15 protein-coding genes are annotated in these 18965 nt (G+C 72.2%); 4 read left to right on the top strand and 11 right to left on the bottom strand.

Annotation, left to right across the window (positions count from 1 at the left end; genetic code table 11):
* Positions 1-304: 304 nt before the first annotated feature.
* The 8 genes from ACIO6U_RS36255 to ACIO6U_RS36220 form a co-directional block, all read right to left on the bottom strand.
* Entirely contained in the window at positions 305-919 is a 615-nt protein-coding gene (locus ACIO6U_RS36255) for a hypothetical protein (protein WP_401725736.1), read from the bottom strand.
* An 84-nt stretch (positions 920-1003) separates the two neighbouring features.
* Positions 1004-2455, bottom strand: coding sequence for an adenosylhomocysteinase (ahcY, locus tag ACIO6U_RS36250; RefSeq protein ID WP_355350085.1), 1452 nt, complete (start codon positions 2453-2455; stop codon positions 1004-1006).
* Between the two features lie 236 nt (positions 2456-2691).
* On the bottom strand, positions 2692-3651 hold the full coding sequence (locus ACIO6U_RS36245) for a cation diffusion facilitator family transporter (protein ID WP_391052882.1): 960 nt from the start codon (positions 3649-3651) through the stop codon (positions 2692-2694).
* 96 nt (positions 3652-3747) lie between these two features.
* Entirely contained in the window at positions 3748-4947 is a 1200-nt protein-coding gene (manA, locus tag ACIO6U_RS36240) for a mannose-6-phosphate isomerase, class I (protein ID WP_401725733.1), read from the bottom strand.
* Between the two features lie 4 nt (positions 4948-4951).
* Complete coding sequence (locus ACIO6U_RS36235) at positions 4952-6088, bottom strand: SIS domain-containing protein (protein ID WP_355350076.1); 1137 nt, start codon at positions 6086-6088, stop codon at positions 4952-4954.
* Positions 6089-6171: 83 nt separating this feature from the next.
* Complete coding sequence (locus ACIO6U_RS36230) at positions 6172-6351, bottom strand: Trm112 family protein (RefSeq protein WP_188283872.1); 180 nt, start codon at positions 6349-6351, stop codon at positions 6172-6174.
* A 351-nt stretch (positions 6352-6702) separates the two neighbouring features.
* Complete coding sequence (locus ACIO6U_RS36225) at positions 6703-8061, bottom strand: phosphomannomutase/phosphoglucomutase (RefSeq protein WP_401725729.1); 1359 nt, start codon at positions 8059-8061, stop codon at positions 6703-6705.
* Between the two features lie 225 nt (positions 8062-8286).
* The gene (locus tag ACIO6U_RS36220; protein ID WP_355350091.1) at positions 8287-8709 is read right to left on the bottom strand and encodes a DUF3499 domain-containing protein; all 423 of its coding nucleotides are present in this window, start codon (positions 8707-8709) and stop codon (positions 8287-8289) included.
* A gap of 237 nt (positions 8710-8946) precedes the next feature.
* Between ACIO6U_RS36220 and ACIO6U_RS36215 the strand changes: the two genes are divergently transcribed.
* Entirely contained in the window at positions 8947-9390 is a 444-nt protein-coding gene (locus ACIO6U_RS36215) for a metallopeptidase family protein (protein WP_355350070.1), read from the top strand.
* 80 nt (positions 9391-9470) lie between these two features.
* Here ACIO6U_RS36215 and ACIO6U_RS36210 read toward each other — a convergent pair whose 3' ends face one another.
* The 3 genes from ACIO6U_RS36210 to ACIO6U_RS36200 all read right to left on the bottom strand — a co-directional run bounded on the left by ACIO6U_RS36210 (position 9471) and on the right by ACIO6U_RS36200 (position 15388).
* Positions 9471-10934: a DUF5719 family protein gene (locus tag ACIO6U_RS36210; RefSeq protein ID WP_391052895.1), complete on the bottom strand. Its 1464-nt coding sequence runs from the start codon at positions 10932-10934 to the stop codon at positions 9471-9473.
* On the bottom strand, positions 10931-14812 hold the full coding sequence (locus ACIO6U_RS36205; protein ID WP_401725725.1) for a glycosyltransferase family 2 protein: 3882 nt from the start codon (positions 14810-14812) through the stop codon (positions 10931-10933). The genes ACIO6U_RS36210 and ACIO6U_RS36205 overlap by 4 nt, the downstream gene beginning before the upstream one ends.
* Before the next feature lie 312 nt (positions 14813-15124).
* On the bottom strand, positions 15125-15388 hold the full coding sequence (locus ACIO6U_RS36200) for a WhiB family transcriptional regulator (RefSeq protein WP_031519519.1): 264 nt from the start codon (positions 15386-15388) through the stop codon (positions 15125-15127).
* 631 nt (positions 15389-16019) lie between these two features.
* Here ACIO6U_RS36200 and ACIO6U_RS36195 point away from each other — a divergent pair.
* From ACIO6U_RS36195 to ACIO6U_RS36185, 3 genes are read left to right on the top strand one after another with little or no spacing between them, the layout of a single operon-like run.
* Positions 16020-16565, top strand: coding sequence for a cysteine dioxygenase (locus tag ACIO6U_RS36195; RefSeq protein WP_401314621.1), 546 nt, complete (start codon positions 16020-16022; stop codon positions 16563-16565).
* 13 nt (positions 16566-16578) lie between these two features.
* Positions 16579-17535 carry a 2-phospho-L-lactate transferase gene (gene cofD / locus ACIO6U_RS36190; RefSeq protein WP_355350057.1) on the top strand — a complete coding sequence of 319 codons (957 nt, stop codon included), beginning with the start codon at positions 16579-16581 and terminating at the stop codon, positions 17533-17535.
* Positions 17532-18851, top strand: coding sequence for a coenzyme F420-0:L-glutamate ligase (locus tag ACIO6U_RS36185; protein WP_401725720.1), 1320 nt, complete (start codon positions 17532-17534; stop codon positions 18849-18851). Before cofD ends, ACIO6U_RS36185 begins: the two co-directional genes overlap by 4 nt.
* Positions 18852-18965 lie beyond the last annotated feature (114 nt).

Below are 18965 nucleotides of genomic sequence, written 5' to 3'. Positions count from 1 at the left end.
ACGCTGTTGAGTTCTCAAGGAACGGAAGCTTCCTTCAGACCGTTTCACCGGCCCTCCGGGCTTTCCCTTCGTCGTGTCTCCGACTTTAGCAGAAGTTCACTGGTCGGAATTACCACTCGCGTTTCGGAGACACGGATGCCCGAACTGAGATTTCTCTCGGCTTGGGTGGTGTGTCTTCGTCGAGCGAAGCGACATGGATCCTAGTCGGTCACCAGCGGACCTGTCCAGCTCGTGACAACCGTTCTAACCTACCTCCCCGCCAACCTTGAGTCAACGGTTCACGGTGAGGAACTTTCAGACGGCCTCACGCGAAGGTCGACGGAGGGGTCTCCAGGTCTTCCAGCTCGATGCCGGGGGCCGCGAGGACCACGTCCCCGGCGATGTGGACGTCGTGCTGATCGCCGGTCGCGAGGTCGTTGACCTGGTATTCGTCCACAGCCAGCGGTCCGTTGTCAGTGGGGTGTGCTGTCCTGGTGATCAAGGACCAGGACTGGTCCACGGTGAGGGGCGCGAGCACGGGGGGCCGGAATGACACGAGACGTACGCGGGTGGCGGGGCCGCCGGGTTCCAGGCGGAGCAGTCGCGCGGTGGCGATCAGGAACGCGGGCGAGGCACCGGTGAAGGCGTGGGCGGCGGCGTTGCCCTCCTGGGCGTGTTCGCCGGTGGGGTCGGTACGGACCCAGGTGACGCCGTCGAGTGCGGCTCCACGTACCTGCCAGGCGGACGCGTGGAGTTCGAGGCGGATGGGGCGGCCGAGCTGGTCGAGGGTGAGGTCGACCGAGCCCGCGTGATCGCCGCCGGGGGTGGTGGTCTGCGCGGTGTAGCGCCAGCCGGAGGGGCCGGTGGCGCAGTGGAAGTGTTCTGCACCGAGGGGGGTGTGGTCGTGTGTGTCGTGGAACGAGTAACGGCCTCGGGGCATGGTGGGGTCTCGGTGTCTTTCGGTGTGCCGGTGACGTGCGAGGCCCCCGCCTCGGACGGGAGACGGGGGCCAGCGCGCGGTGGATCAGTAGCGGTAGTGGTCGGACTTGTAGGGGCCTTCGACCTTCACGCCGATGTAGGCGGCCTGCTCCGGGCGGAGCGTGGTGAGCTTGACGCCCAGCGCGTCCAGGTGGAGACGGGCGACCTTCTCGTCCAGGTGCTTGGGGAGCACGTAGACGCCGATCGGGTACTCCTCCGGCTTGGTGAACAGCTCGATCTGGGCCAGGGTCTGGTCCGCGAAGGAGTTGGACATCACGAAGGAGGGGTGGCCGGTCGCGTTGCCCAGGTTGAGCAGGCGGCCCTCGGACAGCACGATCAGTGTCTTGCCGTCGGGGAAGGTCCAGGTGTGGACCTGCGGCTTGACCTCGTCCTTGACGATGCCGGGGATCTTCGCGAGGCCGGCCATGTCGATCTCGTTGTCGAAGTGGCCGATGTTCCCGACGATGGCCTGGTGCTTCATCTTGGCCATGTCGGAGGCCAGGATGATGTCCTTGTTGCCGGTCGTGGTGACGAAGATGTCGGCGATGCCGACGACGTCGTCGAGGGTGGCGACCTGGTAGCCGTCCATCGCCGCCTGGAGCGCGCAGATCGGGTCGATCTCGGTGATGACGACGCGGGCGCCCTGGCCGCGCAGCGACTCCGCGCAGCCCTTGCCGACGTCGCCGTAGCCGCAGACCACGGCGACCTTGCCGCCGATGAGGACGTCGGTGGCGCGGTTGATGCCGTCGATCAGGGAGTGGCGGCAGCCGTACTTGTTGTCGAACTTCGACTTGGTGACCGCGTCGTTGACGTTGATCGCCGGGAAGAGCAGCGAGCCGTCCTGCTGCATCTCGTAGAGGCGGTGGACGCCGGTGGTGGTCTCCTCGGTGACGCCGCGGATCTCGGACGCGAGCTGCGTCCACTTCTGCGGGTTCTCCCCGAGGGTGCGGTTGAGGAGGCGGAGGACGAACTGCTCCTCCTCGCTCTCCGCGGTGGCCGGGTCCGGGGCGGCGCCGGCCTTCTCGAACTCGACGCCCTTGTGGACCAGGAGCGTGGCGTCGCCGCCGTCGTCCAGGATCATGTTGGGGCCGCCGGTGGCGGTGTTCGGCCAGGTCAGGGCCTGCTCCGTGCACCACCAGTACTCTTCGAGCGTCTCGCCCTTCCAGGCGAAGACGGGAATGCCCTGCGGGTTCTCCTCGGTGCCGTTCGGGCCGACGGCGATGGCCGCGGCCGCGTGGTCCTGGGTGGAGAAGATGTTGCAGGACGCCCAGCGGACCTCGGCGCCGAGGGCGACGAGGGTCTCGATCAGGACGGCGGTCTGCACGGTCATGTGCAGCGAGCCGGTGATCCGCGAGCCGGCCAGCGGCTGCGCGGCGGCGTACTCGTTGCGGATGGACATCAGGCCGGGCATCTCGTGCTCGGCGAGGGTGATCTCCTTGCGGCCGTAGGCGGCAAGCGAGAGGTCCGCGACCTTGAAGTCGGTGGCGGTGGTGGTCATATGAAGTGCTCCTCGGTGCTGCGGTCGAGGCGGACGTGGATACGGCGCGGCCACGGGGCGTGTACGGGGGTGCCCTCGTGCGGACACACCCGTCCCCTAGCGGCAGCGCAATCCGTCGGAGGCCCTCTCTCCCTCGGCCGGGCATCGCGAGATGACCCGCCCGACCGCCATCAGCAGCGACGTCTGGCTACGACAAAGCTACACCGGACGGGCGGTCCGCCCCAGTGCGCTTCCGGTCACCGGCCGCCAGGAGTCTGGTCCGGGTCGGGGCCCGCGGCGGCGGCCTGCTCGCTGTAGATGTCGGGTTCCAGGTAGACGACGCGGACGAAGGGTTCCGCGGCGCGGATGCGTTCCTCGGCGGCGTCGATGGCGCGGGCGACCTCGGCGGCGGTGTCGTCGTGCTGCACGGCGATCTTGGCGGCGACGAGGAGTTCTTCGGGGCCGAGGTGCAGGGTGCGCATGTGGATGACGCCGGTGACGGTGTCGCCGTCGACGACGGCGGCGCGGATCCTGGCCAGCGAGTCGGGTCCCGCGCCTTCGCCGATCAGCAGCGACTTGGTCTCGGCCGCGAGGACGAGGGCGATGGTGATGAGCAGCAGGCCGATGCAGAGGGTGCCGATGCCGTCCCAGACGCCGTCGCCGGTGGCGAGGGCGATGCCGACGCCGATCAGGGCGAGGACGAGGCCGATGAGGGCGCCGAAGTCCTCCAGGAGGACGACGGGGAGTTCGGGTGCCTTGGCGCGGCGGATGAACTCGGCCCAGGACTGCTTGCCGCGGGTGTGGTTGGACTCCTTGATGGCGGTGCGGAAGGAGTAGCCCTCGGCGATGATCGCGAAGACGAGGACGCCGACCGGCCAGTACCAGTGCTCGATCTCGTGCGGGTGGCGGATCTTCTCGTAGCCCTCGTAGAGCGCGAACATGCCGCCGACGGAGAACAGCACGATCGAGACGAGGAAGGCGTAGACGTAGCGTTCCCTGCCGTAGCCGAAGGGGTGCTCGTCGTTGGCGGCGCGCTTGGCCTTCTTGCCGCCGATCAGGAGAAGCGCCTGGTTGCCGGAGTCGGCGATGGAGTGCACGCCTTCGGCGAGCATCGAGGACGAGCCGCTGAACGCGAAGGCCACGAACTTGGCCACGGCGATGGCCAGGTTGGCGCTCAGCGCCGCGACGATCGCCCGTGTTCCGCCTGACGCGCTCATAGGTGCTGGGGTCCCTTTCGTCGGCCCGGGGTCTGTGTCTTGTCGTACCGGGCGTTGCGGACGCACATTGTTGCAGCCCGTCGGGCTTTTGGTGCGTCAGGCGGCCACGGTGGCCCGGAAGACGGTGCCTTCACCGGTCAGGGTGGTGCGCTCGCTCGCGGGGACGTACGCCGACTCACCGGGGGCCAGCGTCAAGGCGGTGCCGTCGCCGTCGCGCAGTTCGGCCCGGCCCGCGGTGCAGAGCAGGATCTGCGGGGTGCCGGAGTCGAGGGTGCGGGCCTGCGCGCCGGGGGCCAGGACGTAGCGGGAGAGCCGGAATTCGTCGATCGGCGCCGCGTACAGCTCTTCGCCGTCGGGGGCGGCCTCGGGGCGCAGGACGCCGGGGTCGCCGGCCTCGAAGCGGACGACGCGCAGCAGTTCGGGGACGTCGATGTGCTTGGGGGTGAGGCCGCAGCGCAGGACGTTGTCGGAGTTGGCCATGATCTCCACGCCGAGGCCGTCGAGGTAGGCGTGCGGGACGCCCGCGCCGAGGTAGAGGGCTTCGCCGGGTTGCAGGCGTACGTAGTTGAGCAGCATCGCGGCGATGACGCCGCGGTCGCCGGGGAAGCTGTGGGCGGCCTGGGCGTAGGCGGCGTAGTCCGCGGCGTAGGGGCTGTCGGTGGTGGACAGCCGGGCGGCGGCCTCGGCCGCGGCGGTGACGGACTCGGCCATCGCCTCGGGTTCCGCGGTGAGGACGGCGGCGAGGACTTCGCGCAGCGCCTTGTCCTCGGGGTGGGCGCGGAGGATGTCGGCGTAGGGCGCGAGGGCGGGGACGCCGAGGCCGTCGATGAGGTCGGCGGCGTCGGTGGGGCGGCGGAAGCCGCACAGTCCGTCGAACGGGGAGAGCGCCACGAGCATTTCGGGCTTGTGGTTGGCGTCCTTGTAGTTGCGGTCGGGGGCGTCGGTCGGGATGCCGCGGGCTTCCTCGTCGGCGAATCCGGCCTTGGCCTGCGCGAGGTCGGGGTGGACCTGGACGGAGAGCGGCGCGCCCGCGGCCAGCACCTTGAACAGGAAGGGCAGCCGGGGGCCGAAGCGCTTGACGGTGGTGTCGCCGAGTTCGGCGCGGGGGTCGGCCGCGATCACCGTGTCGAGTGCGACGGGGCCTTCGCCGCGGTCGATCCGGGAGGGCGCGCCGGGGTGGGCGCCCATCCACAGTTCGGCCTGGGGTTCGCCGGTCGGCGGTGTGCCGAGCAGTTCGGGGATGGCGGTGGTGGATCCCCAGGCGTAGGGGCGGATCGTGTTGGTGAGGCGGTTCATGCGGTCATGATCTCTCAGCCGAGGCGACGGTCAGGTAGACGGTGGCGAAATCCGCGAGGGCGATCAGTTCGGCCGCGGTGTCGAGCGGGCCGCCGGGGGCGGCGGCGATCTCGCTGAGCGGGGTGTCGTGGGCGTACGCCTGCTCGCGGGCGGCGGGGGTGGCGGGTCCGGGCTGCTCGGAGTTCTCCTGGAGGAGCACGATCCGCAGGCGCAGTCCTCCGGGTTCCTCGACGCGGTCGCGGAAGAAGTCCTCGGGGTCGGCGGCCAGGGCGAGGGCGCTGGCCTGGAGGGGGCCGTGGACGGTGAGCGCGGCGGGCAGTTCCGCGGTGAGCGCGGGCTGGCCCGCGCGGGTGCCGAGCACGGTCGCGAAGCGGCGGGCGGCCGTGGCGGAGAGCCGGCCCTGGCTCCACAACAGCGGGAGGGCGTCGGCCAGTTCGGCCGCGAGGGTCTTGGCCGGGTTGGTGTACGTGGCGATGGCGGGGCCGCAGCGGGCGGCGACCTCGTCGAGCCGGTCGGCGACGCCGTACAGCGCCTGGGTGGGTGCGCTCAGCAGGCCGATCCGGTCGGCGAGGGCGAGCAGCGGGGCGAGGAGCGCCCAGAAGGCGCCCGCGTCGTTGGCGGGGTCCTCGTCCGCGGGGTCCGCGCCGTTGCCGAAGGGCGCGGCGAACGGCAGGGCCATGCCGTGCACCTGTTCCACGGCTTCGGCGAGCGGCGCCTTGACCGGGGTGACGGCGGCGGCGGTGCAGCCGCGGCGGTAGGCCTGTTCCACGAGGTCGGTCAGGCCCTGCTCGCTGCCCTGCGGGGTGATGAGCAGCAGCAGGTCGAGCGGTCCCGCCCAGCCGGGCAGTGTCCAGCGGGACTGTTGCGGGGTGGGTCCTGTGGGCGGCAGCACCTCGACGGGGCAGGTGCCGGAGCCGAGGGCGACCAGCAGGTCGGCGACCGCGGCGGCGTCGGGTCCGCTGGCCGCGAGCAGGACGGTCCGGGGGCGGCCGTCGGGCCGCAGCGCGGTGACTCCGGCCTCTTCGGCCAGGCGCAGCGCGGTGCGTACGCGGGCGCCGGCGGCGGCGACGCCCAGCAGCAGTCCGCGGCTGTCCGCGCGGGCCAGCGCTTCGGGGTCCTCAAGCAGCGACTCGTCGAACAACGCGACCTCCCGGTCGGAAGCGGCCTGGTCAGGGTCGGCGGATGGATGGGGCGGACGGACGGTGCGGCGGTCGTGCGGGGGTGTCAGCGGGGGCGGCGGGCCTCGTCGACGAGGAGTACGGGGATGTCGTCGCGTACGGGGTAGGCGAGGCCGCACGTGTCGGAGGTGCAGACCAGCTCGTTCGCGTCGGCGTCCTCGCGGAGCGGGGCGTGGCACGCCGGGCAGGCGAGGATTTCCAGGAGGCTGGGTTCGACGAGCGGCATGGTGGGGTCCTCCGTGCTGGGTGCGGCGAGCGGCGAGGTGCCACCGCGCGCGGGACTGCGGTCGGGAAACGGCGGGCGCGTGCTCCGAGCGGTACGGTCCCGGGCCGGGCCGACGGCTCCCGCCGCGTACGTTCTCAGCCTATAGCCGTAGCGCCCGGCCCCGAGTGCGGCCTGTGGATAACTCCGGGCGCGCCCATGCGGTGACCGCGCTCGTACGGTGACGCGCCCATGCGGTGACCGCACCCGTACGGCGACCGGACCCGTACGACACCAGGCGCGTACGACGGCCGTCCCGCGTACCCCCGGCCGCGTAGGCCCCACCCCGCGTCGGGCCCGCGAGACCACGCGGGCTCAGGCCCTGACGATCGCCAGGACCTGGTCCCTGACGCGGGCCACGCCCTCCGCGTCGCGCGCCTCGACGTTGAGCCGCAGCAGCGGCTCGGTGTTGGAGGCGCGGAGGTTGAACCACCAGTCGGCGGAGGTGACGGTGAGCCCGTCCAATTCGTCGAAGGTGACACCGTCCTGGCCGGCGAAGGCGGCGCGGACCGCCGCGGTGCTCGCGGCCTGGTCGGCGACGGTGCTGTTGATCTCGCCGGAGCCCGCATAGCGGTCGTAGGCGGCGACGAGGGCGGACAGCGGGCCGTCCTGGGCGCCGAGGGCGGCCAGCAGGTGGAGGGCGGCGAGCATGCCGGTGTCGGCGTTCCAGAACTCGCGGAAGTAGTAATGCGCGGAGTGCTCGCCGCCGAAGACGGCGCCGGAGTCGGCCATTTCCTGCTTGATGAAGGAGTGGCCGACGCGGGTACGCACCGGGACGCCGCCGTGTTCCCTGACCACCTCGGGCACCGACCAGGACGTGATCAGATTGTGGATGATCGTGGCGCCGGGGTGCTTGGCCAGTTCGCGGGCGGCGACCAGCGCGGTCACCGCGGACGGGGAGACGGGTTCGCCGCGCTCGTCCACCGCGAAGCAGCGGTCGGCGTCGCCGTCGAAGGCCAGGCCGATGTCGGCGCCGGTCTCGCGGACCCGCGCCTGGAGGTCGACCAGATTCTTCGGGTCGAGCGGGTTGGCCTCGTGGTTGGGGAAGGTGCCGTCCAGTTCGAAGTACATCGGCACCAGGTCGACGGGCAGCCCGTCGAGGACGGTGGGCACGGTGTGGCCGCCCATGCCGTTGCCCGCGTCCACGACCACCTTGAGCGGCCGGATTCCGGAGAGGTCGACCAGCGAGCGCAGATAGGCGGCGTAGTCGCCGAGCACGTCGCGCCGCACCAGGGTGCCGGTTTCCACGTCGACGGCGGGGACGCCGTTCTCCAGCCATTTCTCCGCGAGCGCGCGGATGTCGGCGAGGCCGGTGTCCTGGCCGATGGGGGCGGCGCCCGCGCGGCACATCTTGATGCCGTTGTACCGCGCCGGGTTGTGACTGGCCGTGAACATGGCGCCGGGCAGGTCGAGTTGCCCGCTGGCGAAGTACAGCTCGTCGGTGGAGCACAGGCCGATCCCGGTGACGTCCGCGCCGCGGGAGGCGGCGCCGCGCGCGAAGGCGGCGGACAGGCCGGGGGACGAGGGCCGCATGTCGTGTCCGACGACGATCGCCGTGGCGTCGGTGACCGTGGCGAAGGCGGCGCCGAAGATCTCGGCGAGCGGCTCGTCCCACTGGTCGGGTACGACTCCGCGTACGTCGTAGGCCTTGACGAGCTGCGACAAATCGGCCACTGCACACCTCTGGTGAACTCTGGTGAAGGGTCGGAACGGCGCCGGTGGGCGGCGCGGTGGAGTTTCCACCACAACCTACCCCGATGGGGTGAGCGGAGTTTTTCGCCGCCGCCGCGACGCGAGGGGTGGCGTCACGGGAGCCCCGAAAGGGTCAACGGGACGGCGCGAGGGGCGGCTTGCGCGAGATGGGGACCGCGCGGTGGGGACGGGAGGTGAGGCCGGCTGCTACTGCTCGGGCGAGCGGAGCACGCGCAGATGGCCGCGGCGGGCCACTTCGAGCGGGTCGATGTCGCGCGGGCCAGGGCCCTGCTGGCGGCGCTCCTGGGGGCGGGCCGCCTCGCGCACCGCGTTGGCGAGCGCTTCGAGGTCGTCGCCGCTGGGCCCGACGGGACCGGTGTCCGTCGCCAGGCGGACGACTTCCCAGCCACGGGGCGCGGTCAGCCGCTCGGAGTGCTCGGAGCACAGGTCGTAGCAGTGCGGTTCCGCGTACGTGGCGAGCGGTCCGAGAACGGCGGTGGAGTCCGCGTAGACGTACGTCAGCGTCGCGACGGCGGGACGGCCGCATGCGGTGCGCGAACAGCGACGTACAAGGCTCACGAGGTTGGACGGTACCGCACTCTTGAGCGGGCCGCGACGACTCTCCGCCAGCTCACCCGGTCGTGTCGTCACGTGCCCCCGGAATCGTGCCGTGTGACGGCCGCCGCGCTGACCTGCGCGGACGGAAAACACATGGCAGGCGCGGCGCTGCGGGGCGGGAGGAGTACGACACGCGGTCACGGCCGGGAAAGGCGGCGGCTGGCGCATATGCGTCTGATCTATGGCCAGATGCTGACTGCGTGGTGTCCGTCCTGTGCGCACCCGGCGGGAGGGCTAGGCTCATCGCTGATGGAAAGCTCGGCACCTCCTCCTTCCGCACCCCGTCCGCGCCACCGCGACCGCCACGGACGTGGGATGCGCGGGCCCATCGCGCCCCCGCAGGTGCCGCTGGCGCTCAGCCGCGCCGACGCCTTCGACGACCTGGTGCGCGACGCCGCCGACCGGCTGGAAAGGCGCTGGCCGCAGCTCGCCGACGTCGAATTCGCCGTCCAGGAGGTGCCCTGGCCGCAGGACACCCCGCCGTCGGACGACGACACGGTGCCGCTGGGCCGTCTCATCGGCGCGGGCAAGGACCGGCCGAGCCGCATCGTGGTCTACCGGCGCCCGGTGGAGATCCGCGCCAAGACCCGCGACGAGCGGGCGCTCCTGGTGCACGAGATCGTCGTGGAGCAGGTCGCGGAGCTGCTCGGCCTGTCCCCCGAGAACGTCGACCCGAAGTACGGCGAGGACTGACACGGCCCGGCGCGGCCCCGACGCGGACCGCCCGCATATGGTGCGGCCCGCGCGGACCGCACCAGGTGCGGGAAAACGCTCTAGTGGTTGAGAATCCCCAGGTCGGCGCGGGCCGCGGGAACATCCACCATGCCGTGGTCGTCGGACATCGGCTGGATCGTGAACATCGGCACCCCGTCCAGCGGGAGCGCCAGCGTCCGTGAGGCGTAGACGCTTCCGCCGGAGACGCGCTCGACGGTCACGGCGAACGTGCCCTTGCCGGACGCGGGCAGCGGCGGCGGGACGGCGACGGTCGTCCCCGCCTTGACGCTGACCGTCTTCGACACCGGCTCACCGCCGGAGGATCCGGCCGACGCGGTGATCTTCACACTGGCGTCCTGGCCGACGGCGACCAGCGACAAGGTGGAGCCCTTGGTGCGGTTGTCGGCGACGGTGGAGCGGGTCTCGATCGCCGGGGTGGCGGGCAGGAACGCCATCTCCTGCTTGGCGCCCTTGCCGCGCGTCACCCGCAGGCCCGCCACCACGGGGACCGCCGCGTGGACCTGGCTGGAGGTGATGACCAGCGAACCCGCCTCGCCCTTGGTGAGGTCACCGAGGTCGACCGCGCTGGTCATACCGCTCTTGACGTGCAGCGTCTCGTGTCCCGCCGGGGTGATCGAGCCGGTCGGCGTCGCCAGCTTCAGCGTGAGGTCGGCGTCGTCGGAACCGGCCGCGTACACCACCAGGCGCACGGTCGCGGCGTCGGCGGGGATGCCGGGCAGTACCAGGCTGGTGGCGGGCTCGGCGGCCGGGGTCAGCCAGTCGCTGCCGAGCTTCTTGTCGATGGCCTGAACGGCCGCGCCGACCCGGCCGCTGCGCGCCACGACGTGCACGGTGAGGTCCTGCGCCTTGTCCGCGACCAGGGTGGACAGCAGCACCGGCTTGGCGGACTTGCCCGCCACGGTGACGCCGTCGCCGGTGGACGCCTTCAGCAGGCCGTCCTTGCCGTACAGCTCGATGTCGACGACCGCCGGGGTGTCGTCGGGGTTCACCAGGTGCAGGAAGTCCTGCCGGTCGGGTCCCGTGCTGGCGCCCGCGAACCAGAATTCGCTGTCCGGCGCCACGCAGGACGCGCCGAGCAGGCCGCGGCCCGCCCCGGTGTCCACGACGGTGGTCTGCTGGACGGTCCAGCCGGGCGCGAGCGGCCCGTCGGCCGTACCGATCAGCGCGGGCGCGTCGGGCTTGTCGGTGGAGCTGGTGGCGGGCTTGCCCGCGGCCTTCAGCGGGGTGAGCGCCTTGCCCTTGGGCGTCGCGGGGACCAGTTGCGCGCTGCCGGAGCCGGTCGCGCCCGCCGTCCCCTGCGGGGTGAACGAGGTGTAGGTGGTGTTGGCGAATTCCGACGAGGACGGCGCCGGGCACAGCAGATTGCTGCGCTGTACGGGCAGCCGGGCCGCGGAGGCCACCGGCGCGGTGTCCCGGTCGCCGCCGCCGGACACCACGGCAGCGCCGGTCAGTACGGCCAGGGCGGCGACGGCGCCCGCCAGGGAGATCGTGCTGCGGTTCACTGGTGGTCGCTCCCGTCGCGGCGCTGGTCGTCTTCGGCGTAGTACGGGGCGGCCGGGTCGGGGTACGCGGCCGGGTCGTAAGGCTGCTGTCCGCCGTACGGCGCCTGCCCGTCGTACTGCTGCTGCGGCTGCTGCTGGTCGTAACCCGCCGTCTCGTCGTAACCGGCCGCCTCTTCGTGGCCGGTCGTCGCGTACGGGTCGTAGGGCGGCGCGGGCTGCTGCGGGTAGCCGTACTGGTCGGTGTAGCCGACCTGCTGCTGCTCGTACGTGCCCGGCTCCGCCGCGTACTGCTGCTGCCCGTCCCACTGCTGCTGGGCGGGGTCGGTGCCGTAGCCGGGGTCCTGCCGCGGGTAGCCGTAGAACTGCTCGCCGGTGTCGGGGGCAGGCACCGCGTACGGGTCGTAACCGCCCTCAGAGGGGTCGTACGGGGTCTGCGGCGGCGCGTCGGGGCCCGCGGGCCCGTCCTGGCCCTGCCGGCCGTGATGGGCCTGCTGGGCCTGCTGGGCCTGCTGGGCCGCGTAGGCCGCCTGCTCCTGGCCCTCGGCCTCCGCGGCGTCGGGATCGGCCGCGGCGGCCTCGGCGTCGGCCGCCGCCTGGAGGCGGCGGGCGCGACGGCCCTCGCCCGCACCTTGTGCGGGAATCTGGACGGCGCTGGGCACGTCGGCCTCCGGCAGGTCGTCGTCGATCTCGCGGCGGCGGCCCGGCAGGGCCAGCACGATGACCACGAGCAGCAGCAGTCCCTGGGCGCCCAGCCAGAAGGTGTGGGTGAACGGCTCCTCATAGGTGACGTCCAGACGGCCGCCGGTGGCGGGCAGCTGGAAGCCCTGCGCCCAGCCGTCGACGGTCGTTCTGGGCAGCGCGGATCCGTTCAGGGTGGCGTGCCAGCCGGGCGCGGCGGAGTCCGCCAGGCGCAATACGCGGCCTTCGGGACCCGCGGGCACCGTGGTGTGCGCCTCGACCTTGCCTGCCGCGACGGCGACGGGCTGCGCGCCCTTGCTGGTGATCGCGATCCTGGAGACCGCGTCGTTGACGCGCCACAATTCGCTGCCGTCCGCCTGGCTCACCCGGGACAGGCCGGGGGTGCTGTCCAGGACGCGGCCCACCGAGCGCGGCGCGCCCTTCTGCGCCAGTACGTAGCGGATGGCGTATCCGGTGAGGCGGCTGCCCTGGTCGGCGCCGGAACCCGCCACCAGGTTGGCGACGACGGTGTCGAGTTCGCTGTCGCGGGACGCCTCCGCGGCCAGTTCGGCGTCGCCGATCCGCGCGCCCGCGCCGCGCACCAGGGAGTACGAGATGCGGCCCGCGGTGCCGTTGAGCACCAGGGTGCGGGCCTGGTCGCGGGAGGTGCTCTCCTCGGCGACGAAGGCGGGCACCTGCTGCGGGTCCTGGCGCTTGATGGGGCCGTTCGCGCCGTCGGCGACCCAGGTGAAGGCGGCCAGCAGCGGCGCGAGGGCCGCGGCCAGCGCGATCAGGCCCGCGACGGGCTGGCGCCAGCCGAAGCCGCTGGCGGCGATCCGCTCCTTGGCGCCTTCCGCGCCGATCGCGGCGGCGGCCAGCAGGGCGAGACCGTAGACGAGGGTGGCGGGGCCCGCCCACGCCTTGGTGTTCTCGATGACGGCGAAGAGCAGTCCGGTCGCGGCGGCGGCCCAGGCGGCGACGATCGCCGGGCGGCGTGTGTCGCGCATCAGGGCGGCGAGCGCGGCCAGGACGACGCCGATCAGCAGGAAGGCGGCGCCCGCCTTGGGTCCGCCGGGGCTGAGCATCAGCAGGTCGATGCCGGAGACGCCCTTGTCGCCGTACGGCAGTCCCGCCTCGTGCAGCAGGCGTCCGGGGTGCGCGAGCAGCGTCAGCGACCAGGGGGCGAGCAGCACGATCGGGGTGATCAGCAGGGCCGCGAAGCGCAGCAGCTGCGGGACCAGGAGCTGCTGCTGGCCGCGGGCCATGCGCCAGCCGAGGGTGGCGGCGGCCAGTGTCAGGGCGATCGGCCAGGTGACCGGGGTGAAGGCGGTGGTGAAGGTGAGCATCAGCGCCAGCGCCCAGGTGGAGCGCCAGCCGGGCCGTGCGCCGCGCTCGATCGCGCCGTCGCCGAGCTGGAGGCCCGCGGTGCCGACGGCGGCGCGCGCCATCAGCGGCAGCAGGATGGCCAGGACGGCGGTGCCGAGCCGTCCGGTGGCCAGCGCCCCGGTGGCGGCGGGCAGGAAGGCGTACGCGACCGACGCCCAGGCGCGCAGCAGGCGCGACTCGACGAGCGGGCGGGAGGCGAAGTAGGCGGTGATTCCGGCCAGCGGCACGGAGGCCACCAGCAGCAGGGTGAGGGTGAGTCCCGTGGAGCCGAAGAGCACGGTCGCGAAGAGCGCGAGGACCGCGATGTACGGGGGTGCGGCCTGGGTGCCGCCGGTGCCCAGCGCGTGCCAGGAACCGGCGTAGGTGCCCCACAGGTCGGAGGCGCCGGGGTCGGCGGGCAGCAGGGCGCCGCCGAAGAGGGCTCCCCCGCCGAGCAGTGAACGGCAGGCGGCGAGCGAGACGACGAGCAGGACGGCGAAGAGCACGGGGCCCGGCTTGCGGGCGACGCGCTTGAGCCGCGCGAATTGCTCGACTTCCAGGAAGTCGCCGTCCTCGTCGCCCGGTCCGGACTCGACGGAGCCGCCGTGGCGTCCCGCGGCGGCGGACGCGGCGTCCGCGCGGCCCGCGATGTTGCTGACGACCTGGTCGACGGTGGCGCGTACGGTCGCGCCGGGCGGCGGGAAGAGCGGTCGCAGTTCGGAGGGCGGTACGGTGCCGCGGCCTCTTCTGCGTCTGGCGGCCAGCACCCGTCCGGGGCGCAGCAGGACGCCGAGCAGTCCGACGATCTCGTCGACGGCCTGTCCCGGCACCTTGCCGACGAGATAGGCGAGCGTGCGCAATATGGTGCCGACGGCGATCCGCAGCATCACATAGGGCAGCAGCGGGCCGCGGGTGTTGGCCAGCAGGGTGTAGACGGCGCCGGCCTTGTCGACGCGGTGCGGGTTGACCGAGGAGCGGCCCGCGCAGTCGACCGGACGGCGCTCGCGGGAGGCGGCCTCGGCGTGCCACATGACGGCGTCGGGGGCGACCAGCACGGTGTGGCCCGCCGCTTGGGCGCGCCAGCAGAAGTCGACGTCGTCGCGCATCAGGGGCAGCCTGCGGTCGAATCCGCCCAGCTCCTCCCACACGTCGCGGCGCACCAGCATGCCCGCGGACGACACGGCGAGCACCGGGCGGGTCTGGTCGTGCTGGCCCTGGTCCTGCTCGCGGCGTTCGAGCGCGGTCCAACGGCGACCGCTGCGGGCGATGCTGACGCCGACTTCGAGGAGCTGCCTGCGGTCGAACCAGCTCCGCAGCTTGGGGCCGATGATCGAGGCGGACGGCGAGGCGTCCGCGGTGCGCAGCAGGGCGGCGAGCGCTCCGGGGTCGGGCTCGCAGTCGTCGTGCAGCAGCCACAGCCACTGGACGGGGTCGCCGTGCGGCTGCTCGGGCTCGTCGTACGCGTCGTCGTTCCAACTGCGGCTGACCGGGTCCCAGCCACTGCGGCGTCCCAGGTACGGCAACTGCTCGGCGCTGAGCGGCGCGGCGACCCTGGCGGCCTCCTCGACGGCGGCGCCGAAGCCGGTGCGGCGGGCCAGGTGCAGGACGCGCTGGTCGCCGAGGGAGTCGGCGAGCAGCCGCGCGGAGTCGTCCGCGCTGCCGGTGTCGGCGGCGATCACGTCCTGGACAGGGCGGTCCTGGGAGAGCAGGCCGGCGAGGGCTTTGGGCAGCCAGCGCGCGCCGTCGTGCGCGACGAGCACGGCGGTGACGACGTGGCGCGGGAACTCAGGGATGCCGGCCGGGAAGAAGGCCGGTGCTGGGCTGTTCACGGACATCGAGGTTCGGGCCCCGGTTCGCTGGACTGCGGTTGACGCATCGGCCGCCGGCGGCGGGGAACGTCTCGGACGGGCCCCCACACTAACGGCTTACACCGGGGGCTCCGTCCGAGTGTGAGAACAACGGCAGCCCGCCTCCCGTGCCGGTGGGCGCGGAAAGCGGGCTGTACGCGGGCTGGAAGCGGGGTGTGCGGGAGCTGTGATCGGGCCGGTGCGCGGTGCCGCGCGAGGGGTCGGGGGCGCGGTCAGGGCTCGGTCGGCGCCCTGCCGCGGACCCGGTCCTGGGACCGGTCGTCGGCCCGGTCGCGTGGGTCAGACGACGCCCTTCTTCAGGCGGCGGCGCTCCCGCTCGGACAGGCCGCCCCAGATGCCGAAGCGTTCGTCGTTGGCCAGGGCGTACTCCAGGCAGTCGGAACGGACTTCACAGGCGAGGCAGACTTTCTTCGCCTCACGCGTGGAACCGCCCTTTTCCGGGAAGAACGACTCGGGGTCGGTCTGCGCACACAGCGCGCGCTCCTGCCAGCCGAGTTCCTCGTCGGCCTCTTCGGCCAGCAGCAACTGGAACTGCTCGGTCATGCGCGCCCCTCGTCTGTCGTGCTTCCCCGTGATGTTGCCGTCACCATGAGCGGCCTAACGACACGAGTGAAATTACAAGTGTGCCGATCCGGGCCAGTCAAGCCGAGATCTGCTATTGGGCCCGTTATTCACTCCGCTGAACCAAGAGGTGACAGAAAGTGTTGATATCGGCCTAAAATCCGGTATCCGTCAACCATGGTCCCGCCGATCCACCGTTCACACCTCGTCAGACGCCTTGGCGACGCGCCACGTTCCGCCATTCGGGTGAAGCGTTGTGGATCACATTCCGATCACAGAAGCACAACAGCACAACGTGCTCTTCATGCGGTTGGGCACCACATATCCGCACACTTCTGCGCACAAACCTTTCACCAACCGTTCCAGCCGGATCAGGTGAAAGATTCGCGACATTCCGGACATCCGGTTGACAAGGTACGGGCGGGACCGGTCTCCTTGACGGCATGCCTGCTGAGCACCACGCGCCTACCCGGACTCGCCGTCGCGAGTCCCGCTGCGTCGCGCTCGCCCAGAGCTGTTGTCGTTCCTGTTGTTGCCGCTGAGCCCCCTGCCCAGGACCTGTCACGGACCTGGCACCGCCTAGCCACTCGCGCATCACGAGGAACACACCTTCATGTACAGCGATGTCTCGATCGCCGGTGACCCGCTCGCCCTTCCCCACCTGCTCCCCCCGGTGCCGCAACATCCACGCACCGTCGCGGAGTTCGCCGGGCTCGCCCGCTCCATCGCCGCCGACCGCGAGCGATGGGCCCCCCAGGTGCGCTACGACGCCACCACCCGCTGGTACGCGCGGCTGCGCCGCGGACCCGGCTACGAGGTGTGGCTGCTGAGCTGGCTGCCCGGTCAGAGCAGCGGGCTGCACGACCACGGCCTGTCGTCCGGTGTGCTCACCGTGCTCCAAGGCGCACTGCGCGAGCGGGCGCTGCCGGATGCGAGCACGGGCGCCTCGGGCGGCGTCGGCCGCGAGGTCAACCGGGTGCTGTCGGCGGGCGCGCAGCGTGCCTTCGCGCCCGGTTACGTCCACGAGGTCGTCAACGACGCGCTGGAACCCGCGGTGAGCCTGCACGTCTACTTCCCCGGCCTCACCAAGATGACCCCGTACGCCTGCACGTCCGCCGCCCCGCAGGCCGATACCTCACGGGCCGCCGCGGCGGGCTGACAGACTGGGAACCATGCGAATCGTGGTTCTGGCCGGAGGTATTGGAGGGGCGCGCTTTCTGCGCGGCCTGAAGGCAGCGGCGCCGGAGGCGGAGATCACCGTCATCGGCAACACCGGAGACGACATCCATCTGTTCGGTTTGAAGGTCTGCCCCGACCTCGACACCGTGATGTACACCCTCGGCGGCGGCATCCACGAGGAGCAGGGCTGGGGGCGGGCCGAGGAGACCTTCGCGGTCAAGGAGGAACTCGCCGCGTACGGCGTGGGCCCCGAGTGGTTCGGTCTCGGCGACCGGGACTTCGCCACCCACATCGTGCGCACACAGATGATCGGCGCGGGCTACCCGCTCAGCGCCGTCACCGAAGCGCTGTGCGCCCGCTGGAAGCCCGGCGTGCGGCTCATCCCGATGTCCGACGACCGGATCGAGACCCACGTGCTGGTCGAGATCGACGGCGAGCGCAAGGCCGTTCACTTCCAGGAGTACTGGGTACGGCTGCGCGCCTCCGTCCCCGCGCACGCCGTCGTGCCGGTCGGCGCGGAGGGCGCCAAGCCCGCGCCCGGCGTCCTGGAGGCGATCGGCGAGGCGGACGTCATCGTCTTCCCGCCGTCCAACCCCGTCGTCAGCATCGGCACCATCCTCGCCGTGCCCGGCATCCGCGAGGCCATCGCCGAGGCCGGGGTACCGGTCGTCGGCCTCTCCCCGCTCATCGGCGACGCCCCCGTGCGCGGCATGGCCGACAAGGTGCTGGCCGCCGTCGGGGTCGAGTCGACGGCCGCGGCCGTCGCCGCGCACTACGGCTCCGGGCTGCTCGACGGCTGGCTGGTCGACACCGTCGACGCCGCCGCCGTCCCCGAGGTCGAGGCCGCCGGAATCCGCTGCCGGGCCATCCCGCTGCTCATGGACGGCCCCGAGGCCACGGCCCAGATGGCCAGGGAGGCGCTGACGCTCGCCGAGGAGGTACGGGCATGAACGCGCCGCGCTACGAGGTGTTCGCCGTCCCCGGCATCGGCGAGGTGCAGCCGGGCGCCGACATCGCCAAACTCATCGCCGCCACCGGGACCGAACTCGCCGACGGCGACGTCCTGCTGGTCACCTCCAAGATCGTCAGCAAGGCCGAGGGCCGGATCGTCAACGCCGACGACCGCGAGGCCGCCATCGACGCCGAGGCCGTACGCCTCGTCGCCCGACGCGGACCCACCCGCATCGTCGAGACCCGGCACGGCTTCGTCATGGCCGCGGCGGGCGTCGACGCCTCCAACACCGCGGCGGGAACCATCCTTCTGCTCCCCGAGGACCCCGACGCCTCCGCCCGGCGCGTCCGGGACGGCCTCCGCGAGATCCTCGGCGTACGCGTCGGCGTCATCGTCACCGACACCTTCGGGCGGCCCTGGCGCGAAGGTCTCACCGACGTCGCCATCGGCGCCGCCGGGGTCCGCGTCCTGGACGACCTCCGCGGCGGTCTCGACAGCCACGGCAACCTCATGTCCGTGACGGTGACCGCCACCGGGGACGAACTGGCCGCCGCCGGGGACCTGGTCAAGGGGAAGGTCGGGGGGGTGCCGGTGGCCGTCGTACGGGGGCTCGGCGAGGTCGTCGCCGCCGAGGGCGCTCTCGCCGACGGCGACGATTCCGGCGCGCGGCCTCTTGTGCGGGCCGCCGCCAACGACATGTTCCGGCTCGGCACCTCCGAGGCCGTACGCGAGGCCGTCTCGCTGCGGCGGACGGTACGGGAGTTCACCGACGACGCGGTCGACCCCGCCGCCGTTCGACGTGCCGTCGCGCTCGCCGTCACCGCGCCCGCCCCCCACCACACCACTCCGTGGCGGTTCGTTCTCCTGGAGTCGGCCGAGACACGGGAGCGGTTGCTCGACGCCATGCGGGACGCCTGGGCGGCGGACCTGCGGCGCGACGGTTTCTCCGAGGAGTCCGTGGCACGGCGGCTTCGGCGGGGGGACGTGCTGCGGCGCGCTCCTTATCTCGTCGTGCCGTGCCTTGTCGCCGACGGGGCTCACGCCTATCCGGATGCGCGGCGGGGGGCCGCGGAGCGGGAGATGTTCGTGGTGGCGGTGGGGGCGGCCGTCGAGAACTTTCTTGTGGCGCTTGCCGGGGAGGGGCTTGGCTCCGCGTGGGTTTCCTCGACGATGTTCTGCCGTGACGTCGTCCGCGACGTGCTTCGGCTTCCCGCCGATTGGGATCCCATGGGGGCCGTGGCCATTGGGCGGCCGGCCGCCGCGCCGGCCGTTCGGCCGGCTCGCGATTCCGCGGCCTTCATCGCCGTTCGCTGAGCCCCCTCCGGGGGGGTTGTCTTTGCCCGCCCGCCCACCCGTGCGGGTGTTTTCTTCGTCTGCGGGTGCCGCTTGTGCCTGGTCGGTGCCGGTCCGGGGTACCTCCTCGAAATC

The sequence above is a fragment of the Streptomyces sp. NPDC087422 genome, assembly GCF_044744145.1.
GTDB lineage: Bacteria > Actinomycetota > Actinomycetes > Streptomycetales > Streptomycetaceae > Actinacidiphila.
Note: the sequence above shows the minus strand (reverse complement) of the source record. Positions and strands in the feature narration are given on the sequence as shown.